The sequence below is a fragment of the Serratia sp. EC4 genome, assembly GCF_059652115.1.
In genome coordinates, this window is the sequence record NZ_JBNIDE010000008.1 from 92334 (window position 1) to 111615 (window position 19282).

General features: G+C 57.4%; 17 protein-coding genes and 1 tRNA gene. 13 read left to right on the plus strand and 5 right to left on the minus strand.

Annotated elements, in window-relative coordinates:
• Positions 1-20: 20 nt before the first annotated feature.
• The 5 genes from ACP39K_RS19580 to csrD form a co-directional block, all read right to left on the minus strand.
• A complete protein-coding gene (locus ACP39K_RS19580) occupies positions 21-605 on the minus strand; it encodes a Maf family protein (protein WP_004936921.1) in 585 nt (194 codons plus the stop codon).
• 10 nt (positions 606-615) lie between these two features.
• The gene (gene mreD, locus ACP39K_RS19585) at positions 616-1104 is read right to left on the minus strand and encodes a rod shape-determining protein MreD (RefSeq protein ID WP_004936918.1); all 489 of its coding nucleotides are present in this window, start codon (positions 1102-1104) and stop codon (positions 616-618) included.
• Positions 1101-2126 (minus strand): rod shape-determining protein MreC, encoded by a 1026-nt coding sequence (mreC, locus tag ACP39K_RS19590; protein ID WP_028127540.1) that lies wholly within the window; start codon positions 2124-2126, stop codon positions 1101-1103. Before mreC ends, mreD begins: the two co-directional genes overlap by 4 nt.
• Before the next feature lie 94 nt (positions 2127-2220).
• The gene (gene mreB, locus ACP39K_RS19595) at positions 2221-3264 is read right to left on the minus strand and encodes a rod shape-determining protein MreB (protein WP_003855260.1); all 1044 of its coding nucleotides are present in this window, start codon (positions 3262-3264) and stop codon (positions 2221-2223) included.
• Positions 3265-3676: 412 nt separating this feature from the next.
• Positions 3677-5611: an RNase E specificity factor CsrD gene (gene csrD / locus ACP39K_RS19600; protein WP_033639287.1), complete on the minus strand. Its 1935-nt coding sequence runs from the start codon at positions 5609-5611 to the stop codon at positions 3677-3679.
• Between the two features lie 203 nt (positions 5612-5814).
• Between csrD and acuI the strand changes: the two genes are divergently transcribed.
• From acuI to panF, 13 genes are all read left to right on the plus strand, one after another.
• Complete coding sequence (acuI, locus tag ACP39K_RS19605) at positions 5815-6792, plus strand: acrylyl-CoA reductase (NADPH) (protein WP_497008775.1); 978 nt, start codon at positions 5815-5817, stop codon at positions 6790-6792.
• A gap of 159 nt (positions 6793-6951) precedes the next feature.
• Positions 6952-7953, plus strand: a complete 1002-nt coding sequence (gene msrP / locus ACP39K_RS19610; protein WP_033639286.1) for a protein-methionine-sulfoxide reductase catalytic subunit MsrP — start codon at positions 6952-6954, stop codon at positions 7951-7953.
• The gene (gene msrQ / locus ACP39K_RS19615) at positions 7954-8553 is read left to right on the plus strand and encodes a protein-methionine-sulfoxide reductase heme-binding subunit MsrQ (protein ID WP_060445051.1); all 600 of its coding nucleotides are present in this window, start codon (positions 7954-7956) and stop codon (positions 8551-8553) included.
• Between the two features lie 287 nt (positions 8554-8840).
• A complete protein-coding gene (gene aroQ, locus ACP39K_RS19620) occupies positions 8841-9293 on the plus strand; it encodes a type II 3-dehydroquinate dehydratase (RefSeq protein ID WP_004936891.1) in 453 nt (150 codons plus the stop codon).
• A gap of 32 nt (positions 9294-9325) precedes the next feature.
• Positions 9326-9793: an acetyl-CoA carboxylase biotin carboxyl carrier protein gene (gene accB / locus ACP39K_RS19625; protein WP_004936889.1), complete on the plus strand. Its 468-nt coding sequence runs from the start codon at positions 9326-9328 to the stop codon at positions 9791-9793.
• 12 nt (positions 9794-9805) lie between these two features.
• The gene (accC, locus tag ACP39K_RS19630) at positions 9806-11155 is read left to right on the plus strand and encodes an acetyl-CoA carboxylase biotin carboxylase subunit (protein WP_004936886.1); all 1350 of its coding nucleotides are present in this window, start codon (positions 9806-9808) and stop codon (positions 11153-11155) included.
• Between the two features lie 418 nt (positions 11156-11573).
• Entirely contained in the window at positions 11574-12641 is a 1068-nt protein-coding gene (locus tag ACP39K_RS19635; RefSeq protein ID WP_028127541.1) for a cupin domain-containing protein, read from the plus strand.
• 25 nt (positions 12642-12666) lie between these two features.
• The gene (locus tag ACP39K_RS19640) at positions 12667-13620 is read left to right on the plus strand and encodes a lactate/malate family dehydrogenase (protein WP_033639284.1); all 954 of its coding nucleotides are present in this window, start codon (positions 12667-12669) and stop codon (positions 13618-13620) included.
• Positions 13620-15851 (plus strand): cell envelope integrity TolA family protein, encoded by a 2232-nt coding sequence (locus ACP39K_RS19645; protein WP_197787783.1) that lies wholly within the window; start codon positions 13620-13622, stop codon positions 15849-15851. The genes ACP39K_RS19640 and ACP39K_RS19645 overlap by 1 nt, the downstream gene beginning before the upstream one ends.
• Positions 15852-15898: 47 nt before the next feature.
• Positions 15899-17104 (plus strand): MDR family MFS transporter, encoded by a 1206-nt coding sequence (locus ACP39K_RS19650; protein ID WP_197818225.1) that lies wholly within the window; start codon positions 15899-15901, stop codon positions 17102-17104.
• Between the two features lie 196 nt (positions 17105-17300).
• Positions 17301-17377 (plus strand) — tRNA-OTHER (locus ACP39K_RS19655).
• A gap of 219 nt (positions 17378-17596) precedes the next feature.
• Positions 17597-17839, plus strand: a complete 243-nt coding sequence (locus ACP39K_RS19660; protein ID WP_004936865.1) for a YhdT family protein — start codon at positions 17597-17599, stop codon at positions 17837-17839.
• Positions 17829-19274 carry a sodium/pantothenate symporter gene (gene panF, locus ACP39K_RS19665; protein WP_004936863.1) on the plus strand — a complete coding sequence of 482 codons (1446 nt, stop codon included), beginning with the start codon at positions 17829-17831 and terminating at the stop codon, positions 19272-19274. Before ACP39K_RS19660 ends, panF begins: the two co-directional genes overlap by 11 nt.
• Positions 19275-19282: the final 8 nt, after the last annotated feature.

Consider the following 19282-nt stretch of genomic DNA (forward strand, 5'->3'; position numbering starts at 1 on the left):
GTCGATAATGGCAGCGCCCATCAACCGGTTCTTACATCACGTAATGCGACAAAATTACTGAGCAGCTCATGTGTTTCGACCAGCGGCAGACCAACCACTGCGTGATAACTCCCGGTTATCGTTCTGACGAAACAACCACCCTTTCCTTGAATTCCATAGGCGCCCGCCTTATCCATCGGTTCGCCCGTAGCAATATAGTCGCGGATATCCTGTTGTGACAGGCTGCGGAACGTCACGTCGGTCACCACCAGTTGGCAACGCACGTCGTGGCGATCGGCGATCGCCACTGCCGTCATCACCTGATGCTGCTTGCCGGACAGGGCCGCCAGCATGTCCGCCGCATGGGCTTCGTCGCGCGGCTTCTCCAGCACCCGGCCGTTGAGCACCACGATGGTGTCGGCGCCCAGCACCGGCCGATCTTCCTGCGCCAGCGCCACGCCCGCTTTGGCCTTGTCCTGCGCCAGGCGGCGCACATAGGCCTCCGCGGCTTCGCCTTCCCGGCGCTGCTCTTCGGTATGCGTCAGCAGAATGTCGAACGACACGCCCAGCAGGGTCAGCAGTTCACGTCGACGTGGGGAGCCGGAGGCCAGATAAAGCGAAGTCATTGATATACCCTTACTGTACGGCGAACTGACGGCGGATTTTGCGCATCAACAGGAATAACCACGGCCACAAAATGCCGTTTACCACACTACTCCAGAACACCTCTGGGCGGAAAGAGACGTTGATCACTAAAAACTCAGCCCAGAACACCACCACATCCATCGACAGCGACAGCAGCACGACGATAAGCGCCTGTTGCCACAGCGCCATATTGCGGAACAGTTGGAATTTGAACGCCACCAGATAGGCGATGATGCCCAGCGCCAGCGCGCGCACGCCCAGCGTGGAACCGAGGATCAGATCCATGATCAGCCCCAGCACGAAGCCGGTGCCGACGTTGACCCGGTGCGGCAAGGCCATCACCCAGTAGATCAGGATCAACACCAGCCAGGAAGGCCGGAACATGTAGATCTGTTCCGGCCACGGCATGATTTGCAGCACCAACGCCACCAGGAACGACAGCCAGATTATCCAGCGCCCGTGGCTGCGGTAGCTGTTCATTGCACCACCCCCGCCGCCGCGGGCTGAACCTGAGGCTGAGCAGAGGCCGGAGCCGTGGTTTGCGGCGCCACCCCGGTGGCCGGAGCCGGCAGTTGCGGCCCGACGGAACCGGCAGGCGGCAGCACCTGCGGCATCATCTGCATCAGGCGTTCATTGGCCACGCGGTGCACTTCGTCCGGCGGCAGCGGCATGTCGCCGTTGCGATCGGCGCCCCACAGCAGCAACAGGTAACGCAAGCGCTGCAGACCGGCGGTCGGCCGCGCCTGAATCACAGTGTAAGCGCGCTGGTTGTCGACCTTGACCGAGGAGACCACCGCCACCGGATAGCCTTCCGGGAAGCGGCCGCCGAGACCGGAGGTGACCAGCACGTCGCCAACGCGGATATCGGTGTTGTTCGGCAGATGCTCCAGTTGCAGATCGTCGGCGCAGCCGCTGCCTGCGGCGATCACCCGAATATCGTTGCGCAGCACCTGGATCGGCAGCGCATGCGAGGCGTCGCAGATCAGCAGCACGCGGCTGGTGACTTTCGCCACCGCCACCACCTGACCGACCACGCCCTTGTCGCTGATGACCGGCTGGCCTTCATAGACGCCGTTGTCCGACCCTTTGTCGATCACCACCTGATCGCTATACGGATCGGAACCGGTGGAGATCACCTGGGTGACCATCTTGTGTTCGTCCTGACGCAGCGGAGAACCCAGCAGCTCGCGCAAGCGGGCGTTTTCCTGCTTGAATTGGCCAAGAAGAAGAATATCGCTGTTTTTCAGCAGCAGTTCCTGCCGCAGAGCGCGGTTTTCCAGCTCCAGCTGTTGGCGGGTGGCCAGCGTCTCTGACACGCTGTCCAAAACTTTACGTGGCCCGTTGGCCAGAAAATAGAAAGGGCTGACTGCGGTGTCCATGTAGTTGCGTATCTTCACGAACGTGCCGAGCCGGCTGTCGGCAACGATCAGGCCAATGGCCGCAATCACCGCCAAAAAAAGTCGCAGTTGCAGGGAAGGCCCCCTGCTAAAAATCGGCTTCATAAATTATGCGAGTTCCTCGACAACAGAAAGAGGAACCGTACCCGATTCTCGCTGTGCGCATTCATCCGATACGATTCCTCCTTCCAGGGGCTGACTATTCTTCGCTGAACAAATCGCCGCCGTGCATGTCGATCATTTCCAACGCCTTGCCGCCGCCGCGCGCCACGCAGGTCAGCGGATCTTCCGCCACTACGACCGGGATGCCGGTTTCTTCCATCAGCAGGCGATCGAGGTTGCGCAGCAGCGCGCCGCCGCCGGTCAATACCATGCCGCGTTCGGAAATGTCGGAGGCCAATTCTGGCGGGCACTGCTCCAGCGCCACCATCACCGCGCTGACGATGCCGGTCAGCGGCTCTTGCAGGGCTTCGAGGATTTCATTGGAGTTCAGAGTAAAGCCGCGCGGTACGCCTTCGGCCAGGTTACGGCCGCGGACTTCGATTTCGCGCACTTCGTCGCCCGGATAGGCAGAACCGATTTCGTGCTTGATGCGCTCGGCGGTGGCTTCGCCGATCAGCGAGCCGTAGTTGCGGCGCACATAATTGATGATCGCTTCATCGAAGCGGTCGCCGCCGATGCGCACGGAAGAGGAGTACACCACGCCGTTCAGCGAGATCACCGCCACTTCAGTGGTACCGCCACCGATATCCACCACCATGGAGCCTGTCGCTTCGGAGACCGGCAGACCTGCGCCGATCGCCGCCGCCATCGGCTCTTCAATCAGAAACACTTCGCGCGCGCCGGCCCCTTGGGCGGATTCGCGGATCGCGCGGCGTTCAACCTGGGTTGCGCCGACCGGCACACAGACCAGCACGCGCGGGCTTGGGCGCATGAAGCTGTTGCTGTGAACCTGTTTGATAAAGTGCTGCAGCATTTTTTCGGTCACGAAGAAGTCGGCGATCACGCCGTCTTTCATCGGGCGAATAGCCGCGATGTTGCCGGGGGTGCGGCCCAGCATCTGTTTGGCGTCATGACCGACGGCCGCAACGCTCTTTGGGGAGCCGGCACGATCCTGACGAATGGCAACCACCGAAGGTTCATTCAGTACGATGCCTTGCCCTTTAACATAAATCAGGGTATTGGCGGTACCCAAGTCGATGGACAAGTCGTTGGAAAACATGCCACGAAATTTCTTAAACATAACGAAAGGATAATCCTGCAAGCTGGGGGCGGAAAATAAAATCCGCCTACTTTACCAACCACACGAAGCAGCGACAAGGCGCAAAAACGTTCTACTTCGGTGAAAAATAGTCTGTATTGTTTCTGCTCGAATGCACGGAAATTGGATGAGGCCTGAATTCCCTGAACAAAGGCTCAGTTTACCACCCTGTCAACGCACGAAACGGCGTAACACAGCTCATAAAATCTAACATATTCCCTGATTGCCGCCGATGGTAAGCACCTACCAACGCCAACCAGATAAAAGCTGACAAGAGCCTATCTCAAATAGGCGTTGTTGTCGCAGGCAGTTTGGAAAAAACTCCAAAAAGACGGTAACGAGGCCCAGATGGATCCGGCCCTCATTCTACGTCAATTTTTGTCCGTCAATCAGCTTAAACGCGATAACGACGTGAATATTTTTTACGCCCCGCGTCGATAGGTTCCGGCGATGCGAAAAAGTCGCCCTGCCCGCCATGGATCCCACGCTCTTTCAGCGTCTGCCATTCGTTGCGCGTGCGTACGCCGGCGGCGAACACCTGAGCGCGCGTGCCCGCGCAGGCGCCGGTCAGGCTCTGCACGAACAGCTGGTTTTCATCCCGCTTATCGATGCTCCGCACCAGCCCCGGGTGGAGCTTGACGATCTCCACCTGCAGCGACTTGATATAGGACGTACTGACCACGGTTAAACCCGCTTTGGACACCGCGAGACGGCAGCCCAGCCCTGACAGCAGCCTCAGCACCGGACGCAAACGGTCGATATGTTGACACACATCTGCCTCCGCAAGTTCAATCAGAATTCGCCGACGTTGGCTTTTTTCGCATTGCAACAGCGTATCGCGCAGCCAGCGCTGGAAAGAGCGCTGCAAAATCGAGTCCACGCATAGCGGAAACGCCAGCGTTTCCTCGGGCCACTGCGCCAACAAGGGAATGATGCGGCTCACCTGTTGGCGATCGTAACTCTCCGCCAAGCCGAGCTGCTGCACCAGCGGCATATATTCCGCCGGCAGCAATTCCTGGGTGCCGTCATAGATCCGGCTCATGATCTCACGATGGTGCACCTCGCCTTCCACGGTCACCGCCGGTTTCTGATACAGCCGCGGGCCACCGCGCGCCAGCACCTGTTCCAGCAGCGTGCGCCACTTGACGCTGCCGCGCCCCTTTTCCGGCACCTGGCTGTCGTACACATACCACCCGTTTTCGCCCTGCAGCGTAGCGTGGCGCGTCGCCTGCTCCGCATAGTCGATCACCTGCTCGGTGGTTTGACCGCTGCGGTACGCCACGATGCCGATGTGCAGGAAGGCCTCGCGATCGATCAGCGCCGTGGAAGGCAAGGCATCGATGGCGTTGACCAGCTGTGAAGCGATGCCGTCGGCTTCCTTCAGGGTTCGATGCGGCAACAGCACGGTAAAATCGCTGTGGAAGTAGCGCGCCAGCAGCGCCGACGGGTAGCGCATCACGAAGGTAGACAGCAGGTTGACCAGCGAATACATCAGCTCTTGCACCGCCACGCTGCCGTGCGTCTCGCGCAGGGTCTCGAAATCGGGCAGCCGCACCATCATCACGATGCCGTGCGAGCCTTCATCTTCCAGCTGAGTGGTCAATTGGTTATCGAAGAACAGGCGATTATTCAGCCCGGTTTTGGCGTCCTGCGCGGCGAAGGCGCGGATCAGCGTATCGACCCGGCTGCGCTCTTCCCGCGCTTCCGCCAGATCGGCCAGCAGGCGGTCGAGCGCGCCGCTGACGTTGGCCGGCCACTCACGCACGTCGCCCTGCATGACGTTTTCACGCTCGCCGTTCAGAATGCGCCGCGCGCGGCGTTCCAGACGATCTTCGCCATCGGCCTGCTCACGCAGCCAGCGCAGGCTGAACAGCAAAATCACCACCATGACGACGATCGACAGCGTGACGGCGGCGGTGGATTGCAGCGTGCGCACGTCGCTGGCGAAGGGATCGAGGTAGGTGATGTGCAGCGTACTGCCCGGGTGCTGCAACAGAGTTCGCGAGACCTGACGATAGCCGTTCAGCGCATCCCAGGGCTCTTTTTTCAGCGTCGGCAATTTATAGTCGAGCAGTTGGCTGGTCCCGGCCTCTACGCGGATCGACACAATGCCGAGCGGGCGCATGACAATCGGCAACCACTTCTCCTGATCGCGCGGCGATTCATGCAACATGGCTTGATCGAGAGAGGTGGCCAGCGAATCAAAGCGGCGCTCCTGGCGATCCTGGGTAACGTAAAAGAAGCTGTATGAGCATCCCATCAGCATCAAAAACATCGCCAGCGCGACCAACAGAGTGATCAATGCAGAGAGTTTGGTGGTAAATCGCATCCCTGTGCCTTGTCCGCTATGGTTAAGTGAGTGTGCCCCTTTAGCTAAAAGGAGCCGTCCAACCCTAACAAGCCTTGCCGAGGAATAAAACCTGCAAGCGCCGTTTTTGTCCTTTATCAGGACTTGGGCCGCTTATTATGCATATAGTCAAATAAATGTGATTCAGCCATTGATAGAAAAGTGTAAACGAGAGGAAGAGTGACATGCGTGCACTGTTATTGGAACAACAAGACGACCAAACTCTGGCTCATATCAAAGATATCGGCAGCGATCGGTTGCCGGAAGGCGATGTCACCGTCGACATCAACTGGTCCAGCCTAAATTATAAGGATGCGCTGGCGATCACCGGCAAAGGCAAGATCGTGCGCAACTTCCCGATGGTGCCGGGCATCGATTTCGCCGGCACCGTGCGCCACAGCCGCAACGATCGCTTCAAAGAGGGGCAAAGCGTGGTGCTCACCGGCTGGGGCGTGGGCGAACACCACTGGGGCGGCCTGGCCGAGCAGGCGCGCGTCTCCGGTGAGTGGCTGGTGCCGCTGCCGAACGGGCTGGATGAGCGCAAGGCGATGATCATCGGCACCGCCGGCTTTACCGCCATGCTGTGCGTGATGGCGCTGGAGGAAGGCGGCGTGCACCCGGACGACGGCGATATCCTGGTCACCGGCGCCAGCGGCGGCGTGGGCAGCACCGCCATCGCCCTGCTGGCGGCGCTGGGTTACCGGGTGACCGCCATCAGCGGCCGCGACAGCAATACCGAGTACCTGAAAGCGCTCGGCGCCAAAGAGGTGATGTCGCGCGATGGCTATATCGAAACGCCGCGTCCGCTGGAGAAACAGCTGTGGGCCGGCGCAGTTGACACCGTCGGCGACAAACTGCTGGCGCGGGTGCTGGCGCAGATGAACTATAACGGCACCGTCGCCGCCTGCGGCCTGGCGGGCGGTTATCAGCTGCCGACCACCGTGATGCCGTTCATTCTGCGCAACGTGCGCCTGCAGGGCGTGGATTCAGTGCATACGCCGCTGCATCGCCGCCAAACCGCCTGGGAACGGCTGGCCGGCATTTTGCCGGACAGCTTCTATCAGCAGGCCACGCATGAAATCGCCCTCGAGCAGGCGCCGGCCACCGCCGCCGCGCTGCTGAACAACCAAATCACCGGCCGCACCCTGGTGAAAATCCGCTGACCTTCTCCCCCCCGACAACGGGGGGAGTTCTCCCGCTTCTGCGAAATTTCATATTTTCCCGCGCCCCCTCGCTTCCGGCCGGCTTTAGCGCCATGCTTATTTCATGAAGACCCGTCAGCCGCTCGCGGACGGCGGGCATCAGTCGCGGAGAACATAAGCATGAACAAAAACCCGAAATTAACCGAGGCCGACGTCACGCCGGAGAGCGTGTTCCACCAGCGGCGCAAGGTGCTGCAGGCGCTCGGCATCACCGCCGCTACGCTGGCGCTGCCTACCGGCGCGCAGGCGGACCTGCTGTCGTGGTTCAAGGGCAACGATCGCCCCAAGGCGCCGCCGGGCAAAGCGCTGGCATTCAGCAAACCGGCCGCCTGGCAGGCGCAGCTGGCGATGACGCCGGAAGACAAGGTGACCGGCTACAACAACTTCTATGAGTTCGGCCTCGACAAAGCCGATCCGGCCGCCAACGCCGGCGGGCTAAAGACCGAAGGCTGGAAAGTGCGCATCGATGGTGAAGTGGCGAAACCGATCACGCTGGATATCGACGATCTGATGAAGCGTTTCCCGCTGGAACAGCGCATTTACCGCATGCGCTGCGTCGAGGCCTGGTCGATGGTGGTGCCGTGGATCGGTTTCGAACTGGGCAAGCTGATCAAGCTGGCCGAACCGAACAGCAACGCGCGCTACGTGGCCTTCCAGACGCTGTACGATCCGGAGCAGATGCCCGGCCAGAAAGATCGCTTTATCGGCGGCGGCCTGAAATATCCCTACGTCGAAGGGCTGCGGCTGGACGAGGCGATGCATCCGCTGGCGCTGCTGACCGTCGGCGTGTACGGCAAAACTCTGCCGCCGCAAAACGGCGCGCCGCTGCGGCTGATCACGCCGTGGAAATACGGCTTCAAAGGCATCAAATCGATCGTGCATATGCGTTTGGTGCGCGATCAGCCACCGACTACCTGGAACCAATCCGCGCCGAACGAGTACGGTTTTTACGCCAACGTGAATCCGCACGTCGATCATCCGCGCTGGTCGCAGGCCACCGAGCGCTTTATCGGCTCCGGCGGCATTCTCGACGTCAAACGCCAACCGACGCTGCTGTTCAACGGTTATGCCGACCAGGTAGCGTCGCTGTATCGCGGCATGGATCTGCGGGAGAATTTCTAAGTGCGCCTGACGCCTGTTCATATCAAATGGCTGAAAGCCGCCCTGCATCTGGCGGCGTTTTTGCCCTTTTTGTGGTTGGTGCTGGCAGTGGATCAAGGCTGGTTCAGCGCCGATCCGTCCAAGGACATCCAGCATTTCACCGGCAGGATGACGCTGAAACTGCTGCTGGCCACGCTGGCTATCGCCCCGCTGGCGCGCTACGCCCGCCAGCCGCTGCTGATCCGCTGCCGCCGTCTGATGGGGCTGTGGTGCTTTGCCTGGGGTACGCTGCACCTGATAAGCTACTCCACGCTGGAGCTGGGGCTGAGCAATCTCGGCCTGCTGGGCAGCGAACTGGTGAACCGGCCCTATCTGACGCTCGGCATCCTCACCTGGCTGATCCTGCTGGCGCTGGCGGCCACGTCGACGCTGTGGGCGATGCGCAAACTGGGCGCCAAATGGCAAACGTTGCACAACTTCGTCTATCTGGCGGCGATCCTCGCCCCCATCCACTACCTGTGGTCGGTCAAAACCTTTTCTCCCCAGCCGTTCATTTACGCGCTGTTGGCGGTGGCGCTGTTGGGCCTGCGTTACAAGAAATTCCGCGCCTGGTGGCGCTGAATCGCACGGCGATACGCGTTATCGCCGTAGAAAAACGCACGCCGCCGTCGGGAACTTTTTCTGTGTTCCAGCGCTCATATTCCCGTCGCGGCCCCCCGAGTTGGTCGATTTGGGGTTGAATATCTTCGCTGATAAGACCAGTATTTAGCTGCGAATTGCTACGATATCGTTATAATGCCCGACCTTGTTTCTGTTCTCAGGGTGAATTTGCCCCTTAACAGGTGACAAATCGGTAACATCGGGTTATTTTCTACGATGATGGTTTTATTGCCGGAGATACCAGCACAATGGCGGATAAGTTTCACATTTTGCTTCTGAACGGCCCCAATCTCAATCTGCTGGGGACGCGTGAGCCGGAGAAGTACGGCAGCACGACGCTGACAGAGATTGTTAACGGATTGGAAAACCAGGCATCCGCATTGGATATTACCCTGAGCCATCTGCAGTCCAACGCCGAGCATCAGCTGATCGATCGCATCCATCAGGCGCGCGGCAACACCGATTTCATTCTGATAAACCCGGCGGCGTTCACGCACACCAGCGTGGCGTTGCGCGATGCGTTGCTGGCGGTGCAGATCCCGTTCATCGAGATCCACCTGTCCAACGTGCACGCCCGCGAACCTTTCCGCCATCACTCTTATCTCTCAGACGTAGCGGTAGGCGTGATTTGCGGCCTCGGCGCGGATGGCTACGCTTTCGCTTTACAGGCAGCGGTTAACCGTCTGTCGAAAACCCACTAATTGCTCCACAAAAAGAGTACGGAATCACACTCATGGATATTCGTAAAATCAAGAAACTGATCGAACTGGTTGAAGAATCAGGCATTTCTGAACTGGAAATCTCTGAAGGCGAAGAATCGGTTCGCATCAGCCGTGCCGCACCGGCGCAGGCTTATCCCGTCATGCAGCAGGCTTACGCGATGCCGGCACAGCAGCAGCCAGCCCTGGCTACCGCCGTTGCCACCGCGCCTGCGGCAGAAACCCCTGCAGCACCGGCGGCCGTGAGTGGCCACGTCGTTCGTTCCCCAATGGTAGGCACCTTCTACCGCACCCCAAGCCCGGACGCGAAAGCCTTCGTGGAAGTGGGCCAGAAAGTGAACGCTGGCGATACCCTGTGCATCGTTGAAGCCATGAAAATGATGAACCAGATCGAAGCGGACAAGTCCGGCGTCGTGAAAGCCATCCTGGTGGAAAACGGCCAGCCGGTCGAATATGACGAGCCGCTGGTCGTCATCGAATAACGAGGCGCCCCCATGCTTGATAAAATTGTTATCGCCAACCGCGGCGAGATCGCGCTTCGCATCCTGCGTGCCTGTAAAGAACTGGGCATCAAGACCGTTGCGGTTCACTCCGCGGCCGACCGCGATCTGAAACACGTGCTGCTGGCCGACGAGACCGTCTGCATCGGTCCTGCGCCATCGGTAAAAAGCTACCTGAACATCCCGGCCATCATCTCGGCGGCGGAAATCACCGGCGCGGTGGCGATCCACCCTGGCTACGGCTTCCTGTCCGAGAACGCCGACTTCGCCGAGCAGGTTGAACGCTCCGGTTTCATCTTCATCGGCCCGAAAGCCGAAACCATCCGCCTGATGGGCGACAAGGTTTCCGCGATCAACGCCATGAAAAAAGCCGGCGTGCCATGCGTGCCGGGCTCCGACGGCCCGCTGACCGACGACATGGATAAAAACCGTGCCTTCGCCAAGCGCATCGGTTATCCGGTGATCATCAAGGCCTCCGGCGGCGGCGGCGGTCGCGGCATGCGCGTGGTGCGCAGCGACAAAGACCTTGAGCAGTCCATCAACATGACGAAAGCGGAAGCCAAAGCGGCTTTCAACAACGACATGGTGTACATGGAAAAATACCTGGAGAATCCGCGTCACATCGAGATTCAGGTATTGGCCGACGGCCAGGGCAACGCCATCTATCTGGCCGAGCGCGACTGCTCCATGCAGCGCCGCCACCAGAAAGTGGTCGAAGAAGCGCCGGCGCCGGGCATCACCAGCGAAATGCGCCGCTACATCGGCGAGCGCTGCTCGAAAGCCTGCGTGGAAATCGGCTACCGCGGTGCGGGCACCTTCGAGTTCCTGTATGAAAACGGCGAGTTCTATTTCATCGAAATGAACACCCGTATTCAGGTAGAGCACCCGGTTACCGAAATGATCACCGGCGTGGACCTGATCAAAGAGCAGCTGCGCATCGCTGCCGGTCAGCCGCTGTCGATCAAACAGGAAGAAGTGAAGATCCACGGCCACGCGGTAGAATGCCGCATCAACGCCGAAGATCCGAACACCTTCCTGCCGAGCCCGGGCAAGATCACCCGCTTCCACGCGCCAGGCGGTTTCGGCGTGCGTTGGGAATCTCATATCTACGCCGGTTATACCGTACCGCCGTACTATGACTCCATGATCGGCAAACTGATCACCTTCGGCGAAAACCGTGACGTGGCGATCGCCCGCATGAAAAACGCCCTGGCTGAACTGATCATCGACGGCATCAAAACCAACGTTGAGCTGCAGCAGAAGATCATGAACGACGAAAACTTCCAGCACGGTGGCACCAACATCCACTATCTGGAGAAGAAGCTGGGTCTGCAGGAAACCTAAGGCAGCCACGCAGCATCGTCTGACGAAAGGCCGGTTAATCACCGGCCTTTTTCTTTTCTCACGCCCGCCTGATTTTTTCATTCAATCGCGCAAAATAGAATCAAATCTTCACAGATAACTTTCTCTTCACATTCATCGAGCGCCTCCCCCACTTCACCACAAAAAACATAACAAACTGTTTTTAAACTAAAAATATTTAACCCATAGCTTTAAAATAAATATTAGCAAGAAAAAAACTCAACTCCTCGCATTTTCACACGCCATAAGCTTTAACAAAATTAACGTATTAATTACAAAGCTTGACCCCGATCACATCCGCTCGGTGATAGCCCGTGCTATTGTCGCCGTCGATCGAATGCAGCGCGCTCTTTTTCTCTTTTTATTTATCCTTTTTATTGACTTAGATGAGTATGTCTTAATGAGCCATGTAACTGAATACGACCGTAAGCCCGTGTTTTCCCAGTACCACCGTGCTGACATGGAAACCATAAAAAGCATTAAGGAAAACGGGATTGAGAAGCTTTTGGGCGAAGTGAAGAATTTCCGCGCCAATGAGGAAATGAACCGCTTTATTCCCGAACAGGCACGCCTGGCAGTAAGCTGGGTGCGTCTGGCGAAAAACGAAAAGCTGGATGTGCATGTTCATCCAATATCTTCGCTGTATATCATTTGTGAAGGGGAAGCGATCCTGCTGGGAGACGGCGTTGACCGCCGGGCCGTTCCAGGCGATGTCATCTGCATTCCGCCAGGCGCGGATCACGGCTTCATCGGCGCGGGCGACAACGGCTACTGGGGGCTGTCAATCCAGTTTGAGGAGCGCGGGCTCTATGAAGATCCAAGCAAGCCGCTGGTGACTTTCGATCAAGATCCCTACGCTTACTACCATCAGCTTAAAGCGCATAACGCCCGCTACATCGAGCGCTACCAGGACAACAAGATCTTTACCGCATTCGCCAAGGATAAAACGTTCTCCGAGGCGAAAAAATCCTTGTTCCTGGACTACCTGCAGATCCTGTCCGATCAGTTCCAAAAAATGGTGCTGCTGCGTAGCGCACTGTGTGAAGACGTTCGCTTCTCACGTTTCTTCAGTGAGCATCTGAAAGAAGAATTCGGCCATGACGAGGTGCTGCGCAACAGCCGCGATAACCTCCAAGTTCGCGAAGACGCGATCTTTGAAGCACTGTGCATCTGGTTCAACCACCAGATGATCACGCTGGATAATCTGGAACAGGCTATCCTGGTGCACTTTGTCATCGAAGGTTCGGCTTTCGTTTTCTATAACAACATCAAACACGTGTTCGATCCGAGCAAACAGAACCATTTCGAGGATCACTCCGAATTCGATGGCGATCATCAGGAAGTGGATAAAGCGTTCTTCAAGGGGATGACCGAAGAACAATTCCAGCGTGTCAAAGCCGTACTCGATAAAGGGTGGAGTATGGTTGAGAAGCAGTATGCAAGACTGGCCGAACTGATCGAAGCATAAGCCGGGCAGGTCATCAGGAGCGGTCATGAAAATTGTTTTATTGGGATTCGGCGGCATTGGGCAAGAGACGCTAAACGCGCTGTTAAGTACGACCGAGCGACGTGGCAGCGTCAAAGAAGTCGTGATCATCTGCCGAAATACCGAAAAGTATTCAGCCGTTTGCGAAGATATTCTTGATGGCCTGCTGGCGGAAGCGCTCTTCTCACGCCATAACCGAACGTCTTTACCCAAGATTGTTGTGACGGATGACTACCGCCACATCGAGGGGGCTGGCGTGATCCTCTGTTGCTATGGCGTGCCTTCAACCTTTCCGATGCATGACCGCCAGGCGTTACTGGACGATCACGTACGGCTCAGCGAGGCCATTTTTAGCCGAGCCAAACCCTTCATTGCTCCCGGCTGTCACATCATCAATGCGGTCAATCCGGTGGATAGCATCAGCTATTACATCGATAAAATCCTGCTCGACTCTCGCTGCCGGGTGATAGGTATCGGCGCCGCGCACAATACCGCCAGGCTGCTGAAAAGCATCTGCCGCATTTCCGGGATCGACATGCAGCGCATCGACGCGCGTAGCCTGACAGTCTGCGGCGAGCACGGCGCCGGGTTGGTGCCCTTGCTCAGCCAGGTAACAACCGACGAGGGACCGTTGAACCAGGTACTTTCGGCACAGGCGCTGGCGCAAATCGTCACCGATACCCGCAATCAAGGGTTGGACATATTTCACAAAATGCGGCGCCCTCCTAAATATGGCCCGTCCGCCTCCATTCTTATCTTGCTTGAGCGCATCATCCAACGGGACGAAACCCCCTGCTGCGGTTCGGTCTGGCTGCCGGAACTGGGCGTGTTCATGTCCTGGCCGCTGGCTCTGCGCGACGACGTCTTTACGCCGCTGTCGCTGATGCCCAATCAGGATGAACAACAACAAATCCACCAGGCGGCGCTCAAGTTAAAAAACATCATCCAAGGTTTTAGCTGATGACGACCGATCAAACCAGACAGACTTTCCGCGATCTCTACATGCCGTTACGCCCTGAGTATCGTTTTCTTTCGCCACTGTACGGGGTGCTCTGGTGCAACAACGAACTCGCGGAAAAGTATTACCGTTTTCTTGGCGCCGATCACCCGATCGGCCAGGTAGCGCGCGCGTTGTTCTACCGTACTGACCTGGTCGAGTTTGACGTAAGCAAAGAGGTGAAGAACCCGTTCACCTGGTTTTCCCCCTCTACCCTTGCACGGCTGGTGGCTTTCATGAGCAGCCAGCGTTTCACCGACAATGATATCGCCTCGTTATATCAGCATGTACGAGATGAAACGGACTTTCACGCTGCCATTGAGCAGCAACATCGGCTTTCTGTGCAAATACGCCGGCTTTGCGACAGCGTGCTGCAACAGTTCGAGGACACAAAAGCGCAGATCGCGGCCGCAGAACGCGAAGCGCTCTCCCTCGGCGCCCATGTGAAAGCGCAAGAAAAAGCGCTGAACCAGATCCTGCAACAGGCGGAAAATGCCGCCAAAGCGCAGCCGTCACGGATCCCGCCACTGCGAACCGCGATCGCCGCGCTAAAAGCCGGTAAAAAAGCGCTGGGCAAGAGCGCTGCGGAAAATAAAGAGGCGCAACTGTTGGCGCTCAATGCCGAAATCGCCGAACTGGAAGCACGCGTGAATGCGGCGCAGCAAGAAGCCGTGCATCAAGCCGGCCTGCTCCCCGCCTGGCAAAACGCGCAGGCCGCCGTCGAACATGCCCGCCGGCAAAAAGATGAAGCCACCTTGCGCGCCAGCATGCTGGCGGAAAGTTTTACCGAAAGCACCGTCGCACGGCTGCAAACTGAGGGATTCAGCGCCGACTTCATTGCATTGCATCTGCCTTTCAACAAGTATCACCGCTATCTGCCGCGACGTGTGCAGGATTACGTCGGTATCCACTGTGCAGATCGCGACAGCTTGCTGGCCGAGTTGCACAGTTTATGTCGTTTACTGATCGCGGCCAGCCGCACCGCCGGGCACGACAGAGAGGTGTTTCATTTGCTCAACGCGGCGCTGTGGCTGAAATGCAAGGGTAACTTCGGCAAGTTGACCGCCTACATGCAGCAACTGCGGGAGCTGAGCGGGGAGCTGTTCGGCGAAACGGCGACGGGCGAGACGCACTTCCCCGATCGCTGCCATGACTACTACGATCGCGAAGTGTACGGCCGCTATTTTCCGCCGCTGTGCATCACCAAAACCTGCCGCCCCGCGCCGGATTCTGACGTCTCGTTCTCAGATTGCGGGGAGAGTTCGCTGCGCAACTTCATCAATGTCCTGGTGAAAAACCAAGCAAGCGCGCAGCTTGACGCCGGAATACTCAAACGCAGCGGCCTGGCTGTCGATCCGCGCGTCATCGCGTTCTATGAAAAAAACCCTCGTTTGGAAACGATCAGAAGCCAGGAAGTACATAACCAGTGGGCTGAAATTGCCTCATCACTCAATGCGCGCGACAGCCGAATCAAATACCTGACGCCAGGCAAAGACGCCTATTGCGAGTTGGCCGCCGGCGGCAACAACATGCAGCATATGCTGCAAGCGCTATTGGGCGAAGCTGATATCGCCACCATTTGCCGCCGAATCGCCTCCTCTTCCGGCATCGATATTCGTTGCGATCTCAGCGACTTCCACCCGGAACGACACGATCTGGAAGACTTCACCAACGTTGTTCGCCTTGAATTCGACGGCAAATATGTCTTTCACTGGTATTTCCTCAAACAGCATTTCCGCTGCGCTTCGGCAGATCTGTTCAACGAAGAGGAAAATTATGTACGCCAGGCACTCGCCATGCTGAATGACGAGATGAAACAGGGCCGTCTGAATCGCGACCAGTTCCGCGCACTGCTCAGTTTCCATCTGAAAGAGAAACCCGTGGCGCAAGTCAAAATGATATTCGACAGCCTTGGCGCTACCCTCGTCGGAGATGAAATGACGTTCTTGATGTTGGGTAAATTGAACTCCGTCGATTCCATGTTTGAATACTGCATGAACGTTCTGGCGATTCCAACGCTGGCGCATAGCGCGCCAGTCTCGGCGACTGTCGCCGCGATTATTCAAGGCATCAGCCCGCATCCGGTTATCTTCGATCAGCGGAAAAATCTCATCGCGAGGATTAGAGAGGCCGGAGTGACGCCGTTACTCACTCTGGCTAACCGATGGGAAAAGGAAAGTTTGGAAAAGGTGTAATACACTCGGTTCAACAGACGACGAGCAACATTTAAGGAGAAACCGCCTTGAGGTCAACATTCATCCCTTATTTCCCAAAAGAAATATGGGTTATCTTTATCGGGACGTTTTTGACGCGCGCCTGCTTTTTCATGATTTGGCCATTCATTACCATTCTCATGAGAAATAACTACGCGATGACTCCGGTGGAAATCGGCGTCATGATGAGCGTATCACTTATCGTGTCTATTTCTTTCGGCTATCTCTTCGGTGGCGCTTCAGACAAATATGGCCGTCGCACGTTGATTATTCTCGGTGCAATTGCCGCTATCATTTCATTTAGCGTACTTGCGTTGGCCAACTCACCGGCGTGGTATTTTGTCGGCATTTTACTCAATGGCATTTCGCGCTCATTGATCGAACCCGCCAGCAAAGCGGTGATCGGCGATATTCTCCATGACAGGCAAGAGCGAGAACGCGCGTTGAACATCCGCTACTTCCTGATGAACGTGGGCGCAGCCGTAGGCCCATTAGTGGGTGTCGCTCTCGGGCTGACGGCGCAGAAGGCCACCTTCTTCGTCACCGCATTGTCGTTCCTTTGCTATTTGCTGCTGGTGCTCGCGGTATTCAAAGCGGGGCACGGTAAAGAAACGCGCAACGCCACCTTCTCGTTCATTGGCTCTTTGCGGATTATCTGGAACGATCAGGCGTTCAAGGTTTTGGTTGTCGCCAACATTTTGGTGATGCTGGTCTACGGGCAGATCGACGTGACGCTGCCGCAATACCTCATGATCAGCCAGGTGCACAACCCCGAATACCTGCTCAGCGTGCTGATATTCATCAATGCAGCCACGGTGATAACGCTGCAGTATTTCACCGAGCGCTTTACCCGTCGCATGTCATTGGCACTGAAAACCAGCCTGGGCGTGTTCTTTCTCGCGCTTTCACAAATTGTCTTCCTGCTGGTTTCCAGTGAAAGCTGGGGGCTGTGGTTGGTCGCCATGTTCCTGCTCAGCCTCGGCGAAGTCATCCTGTTCCCTACGCTCAATATACAAATTGATCGTATGGCGCCGGCTAACCTAAAAGGGGCTTACTTCGGTGCCGCCACGTTTTACGAATTTGGCCTGGCGCTCGCCCCTTTTGTCGGCGGTTTGCTGTTAAAACAAGGTGGCGGTGGCGCCCTGTATGCCGTGATGTTCTTTTTATGCATCGGCATCATCGTTCTTTATACTATTTCAGAAAGAATATCTGAGAAAAGAACGATAACCGTGTGACATTGTTAATCCGCTAATTAACGCCGCCCTTGTTTAAGCACATTAACGGGGCGGCTTTATCGTGATATTAATCACAGTAAATAAATAGCGAAGGATATGCAGGTTATTATTTAATCGAACGATTTATTTAATGCCAAAAAATAAAAGAAATCTATTTACATGAATGATTAGGAGATGTTATAAATTTGTTTATTGCAGGCGTGTAGCTCAGTGGTAGAGCGCTGTGTCATACTTCACAGAGGTCACCTGGTTCGATTCCGGTTGCGCCAACCAATATAAAATCCATTCCTTTCCCATTCTATTTAATTATTTTCTCATCGAAATAAACCGGCAAAAATTTATATATTTACCCCTCTCTTTTCTTTCCATCGCCCCGTTGCGTTCACCGGAAAGGTGAATAATTTATTAGCCAAACGCCGCACATTCCGTACAATCCTGTTCCTTCATCTGTTCTTGTCACAAGCCATCATCGTAAACCTATGGGGGACACTGATGGACAAACGCTTTATTCAGGCGCACCGCGAAGCGCGCTGGGCGCTGGGGCTGACGCTGCTCTACCTGCTGGCCTGGGGGCTGGCGGCCTACCTGCCGGACAGCGCCATCGGCGTCACCGGACTGCCGCACTGGTTCGAAATGGCCTGCCTGCTGGTGCCGCTGCTGTTCATCGGCCTGTGCTGGCTGATGGTGCGCACGGTGTTCCGCGACATTTCGCTGGAGGACCGCGATGCAAACTGAAGTGATCCTGCCGCTGGTCGCCTACTTGTTGCTGGTGTTCGGCCTGTCGGTGTACGCCTATCGGCGCCGCCAGAACGGAAACTTCCTCAGCGAATATTTCCTCGGCAACCGCTCGATGGGCGGCTTTGTGCTGGCGATGACCCTGACCGCCACCTACATCAGCGCCAGTTCGTTTATCGGCGGGCCTGGCGCCGCCTACAAATATGGCCTGGGCTGGGTGCTGCTGGCGATGATCCAACTGCCGGCGGTGTGGCTGTCGCTCGGCGTGCTGGGCAAGAAATTCGCCATCCTGGCGCGGCGCTACAACGCCATTACTCTCAATGACATGCTGTATGGCCGCTACCAAAGCCGCCTGCTGGTGTGGCTGGCCAGCCTCAGCCTGCTGGTGGCGTTCCTCGGCGCCATGACGGTGCAGTTCATCGGCGGCGCACGCCTGCTGGAGACCGCCGCCGGCATTCCTTACGACACCGGCCTGTTGATCTTCGGCATCAGCATCGCGCTGTACACCGCCTTCGGCGGCTTCCGCGCCAGCGTGCTGAACGACGCCATGCAGGGGCTGGTGATGCTGCTCGGCACCGTGCTGCTGCTGGTGGCGGTGATCCATGCCGCCGGCGGACTGGACAGCGCTGTGAGCAAACTGCAGCAGATCGATCCGGCGCTGGTGTCGCCGCAGGGCGGCGATCAGATCCTCAGTCTGCCGTTTATGGCGTCATTCTGGATCCTGGTGTGCTTCGGGGTGATCGGCCTGCCGCACACCGCCGTGCGCTGCATCTCCTACAAGGACAGCAAGGCGGTGCATCGCGGCATTCTGCTCGGCACCGTGGTGGTGGCGGTGCTGATGTTCGGCATGCACCTGGCCGGCGCGCTCGGCCGCGCGGTGTTGCCGGATCTCAAGATCCCCGACCAGGTGATCCCGACGCTGATGATCACCGTGTTGCCGCCGTACGCCGCCGGGATCTTTTTGGCGGCGCCGATGGCGGCGATCATGTCGACCATCAACGCCCAACTGCTGCAGTCCTCCGCCACCATCATCAAGGATCTCTACCTGGGCGTGCGGCCGCAGCAGATCCACAACGAGCGGTTGATCAAGCGCTTCTCCAGCCTGACCACGCTGATCCTCGGCCTGCTGGTGCTGCTGGCGGCCTGGCGCCCGCCGGAGATGATCATCTGGCTCAACCTGCTGGCTTTCGGCGGGCTGGAGGCGGTGTTCCTGTGGCCGCTGGTGCTGGGTCTGTATTGGGAACGCGCCAATGCTCAGGGAGCGCTTAGCTCAATGGTGTCGGGTGCGGTATGCTATACGCTATTGGCCAGCTTCAACCTGCAACCGGCGGGGCTGCATCCTATCGTGCCTTCGCTGTTGCTCAGCCTGTTGGCGTTTTATCTCGGTAACGTCGTCGGCGAAAAGCGCCGGGCGGCGTCATCATTACCCTCTTGAAGAGAATT

What these genes read in the sequence shown, in the direction of transcription:
- acuI (WP_497008775.1), top strand. Translation starts at nt 5,815, where the DNA reads ATGCGTGCACTGTTATTGGAACAACAAGACGACCAAACTCTGGCTCAT.
- ACP39K_RS19580 (WP_004936921.1), bottom strand. Translation starts at nt 605, where the DNA reads ATGACTTCGCTTTATCTGGCCTCCGGCTCCCCACGTCGACGTGAACTG.
- mreB (WP_003855260.1), bottom strand. Translation starts at nt 3,264, where the DNA reads ATGTTTAAGAAATTTCGTGGCATGTTTTCCAACGACTTGTCCATCGAC.
- msrP (WP_033639286.1), top strand. Translation starts at nt 6,952, where the DNA reads ATGAACAAAAACCCGAAATTAACCGAGGCCGACGTCACGCCGGAGAGC.
- mreC (WP_028127540.1), bottom strand. Translation starts at nt 2,126, where the DNA reads ATGAAGCCGATTTTTAGCAGGGGGCCTTCCCTGCAACTGCGACTTTTT.
- csrD (WP_033639287.1), bottom strand. Translation starts at nt 5,611, where the DNA reads ATGCGATTTACCACCAAACTCTCTGCATTGATCACTCTGTTGGTCGCG.
- ACP39K_RS19640 (WP_033639284.1), top strand. Translation starts at nt 12,667, where the DNA reads ATGAAAATTGTTTTATTGGGATTCGGCGGCATTGGGCAAGAGACGCTA.
- accB (WP_004936889.1), top strand. Translation starts at nt 9,326, where the DNA reads ATGGATATTCGTAAAATCAAGAAACTGATCGAACTGGTTGAAGAATCA.
- accC (WP_004936886.1), top strand. Translation starts at nt 9,806, where the DNA reads ATGCTTGATAAAATTGTTATCGCCAACCGCGGCGAGATCGCGCTTCGC.
- mreD (WP_004936918.1), bottom strand. Translation starts at nt 1,104, where the DNA reads ATGAACAGCTACCGCAGCCACGGGCGCTGGATAATCTGGCTGTCGTTC.
- ACP39K_RS19635 (WP_028127541.1), top strand. Translation starts at nt 11,574, where the DNA reads ATGAGCCATGTAACTGAATACGACCGTAAGCCCGTGTTTTCCCAGTAC.
- ACP39K_RS19645 (WP_197787783.1), top strand. Translation starts at nt 13,620, where the DNA reads ATGACGACCGATCAAACCAGACAGACTTTCCGCGATCTCTACATGCCG.
- ACP39K_RS19660 (WP_004936865.1), top strand. Translation starts at nt 17,597, where the DNA reads ATGGACAAACGCTTTATTCAGGCGCACCGCGAAGCGCGCTGGGCGCTG.
- aroQ (WP_004936891.1), top strand. Translation starts at nt 8,841, where the DNA reads ATGGCGGATAAGTTTCACATTTTGCTTCTGAACGGCCCCAATCTCAAT.
- panF (WP_004936863.1), top strand. Translation starts at nt 17,829, where the DNA reads ATGCAAACTGAAGTGATCCTGCCGCTGGTCGCCTACTTGTTGCTGGTG.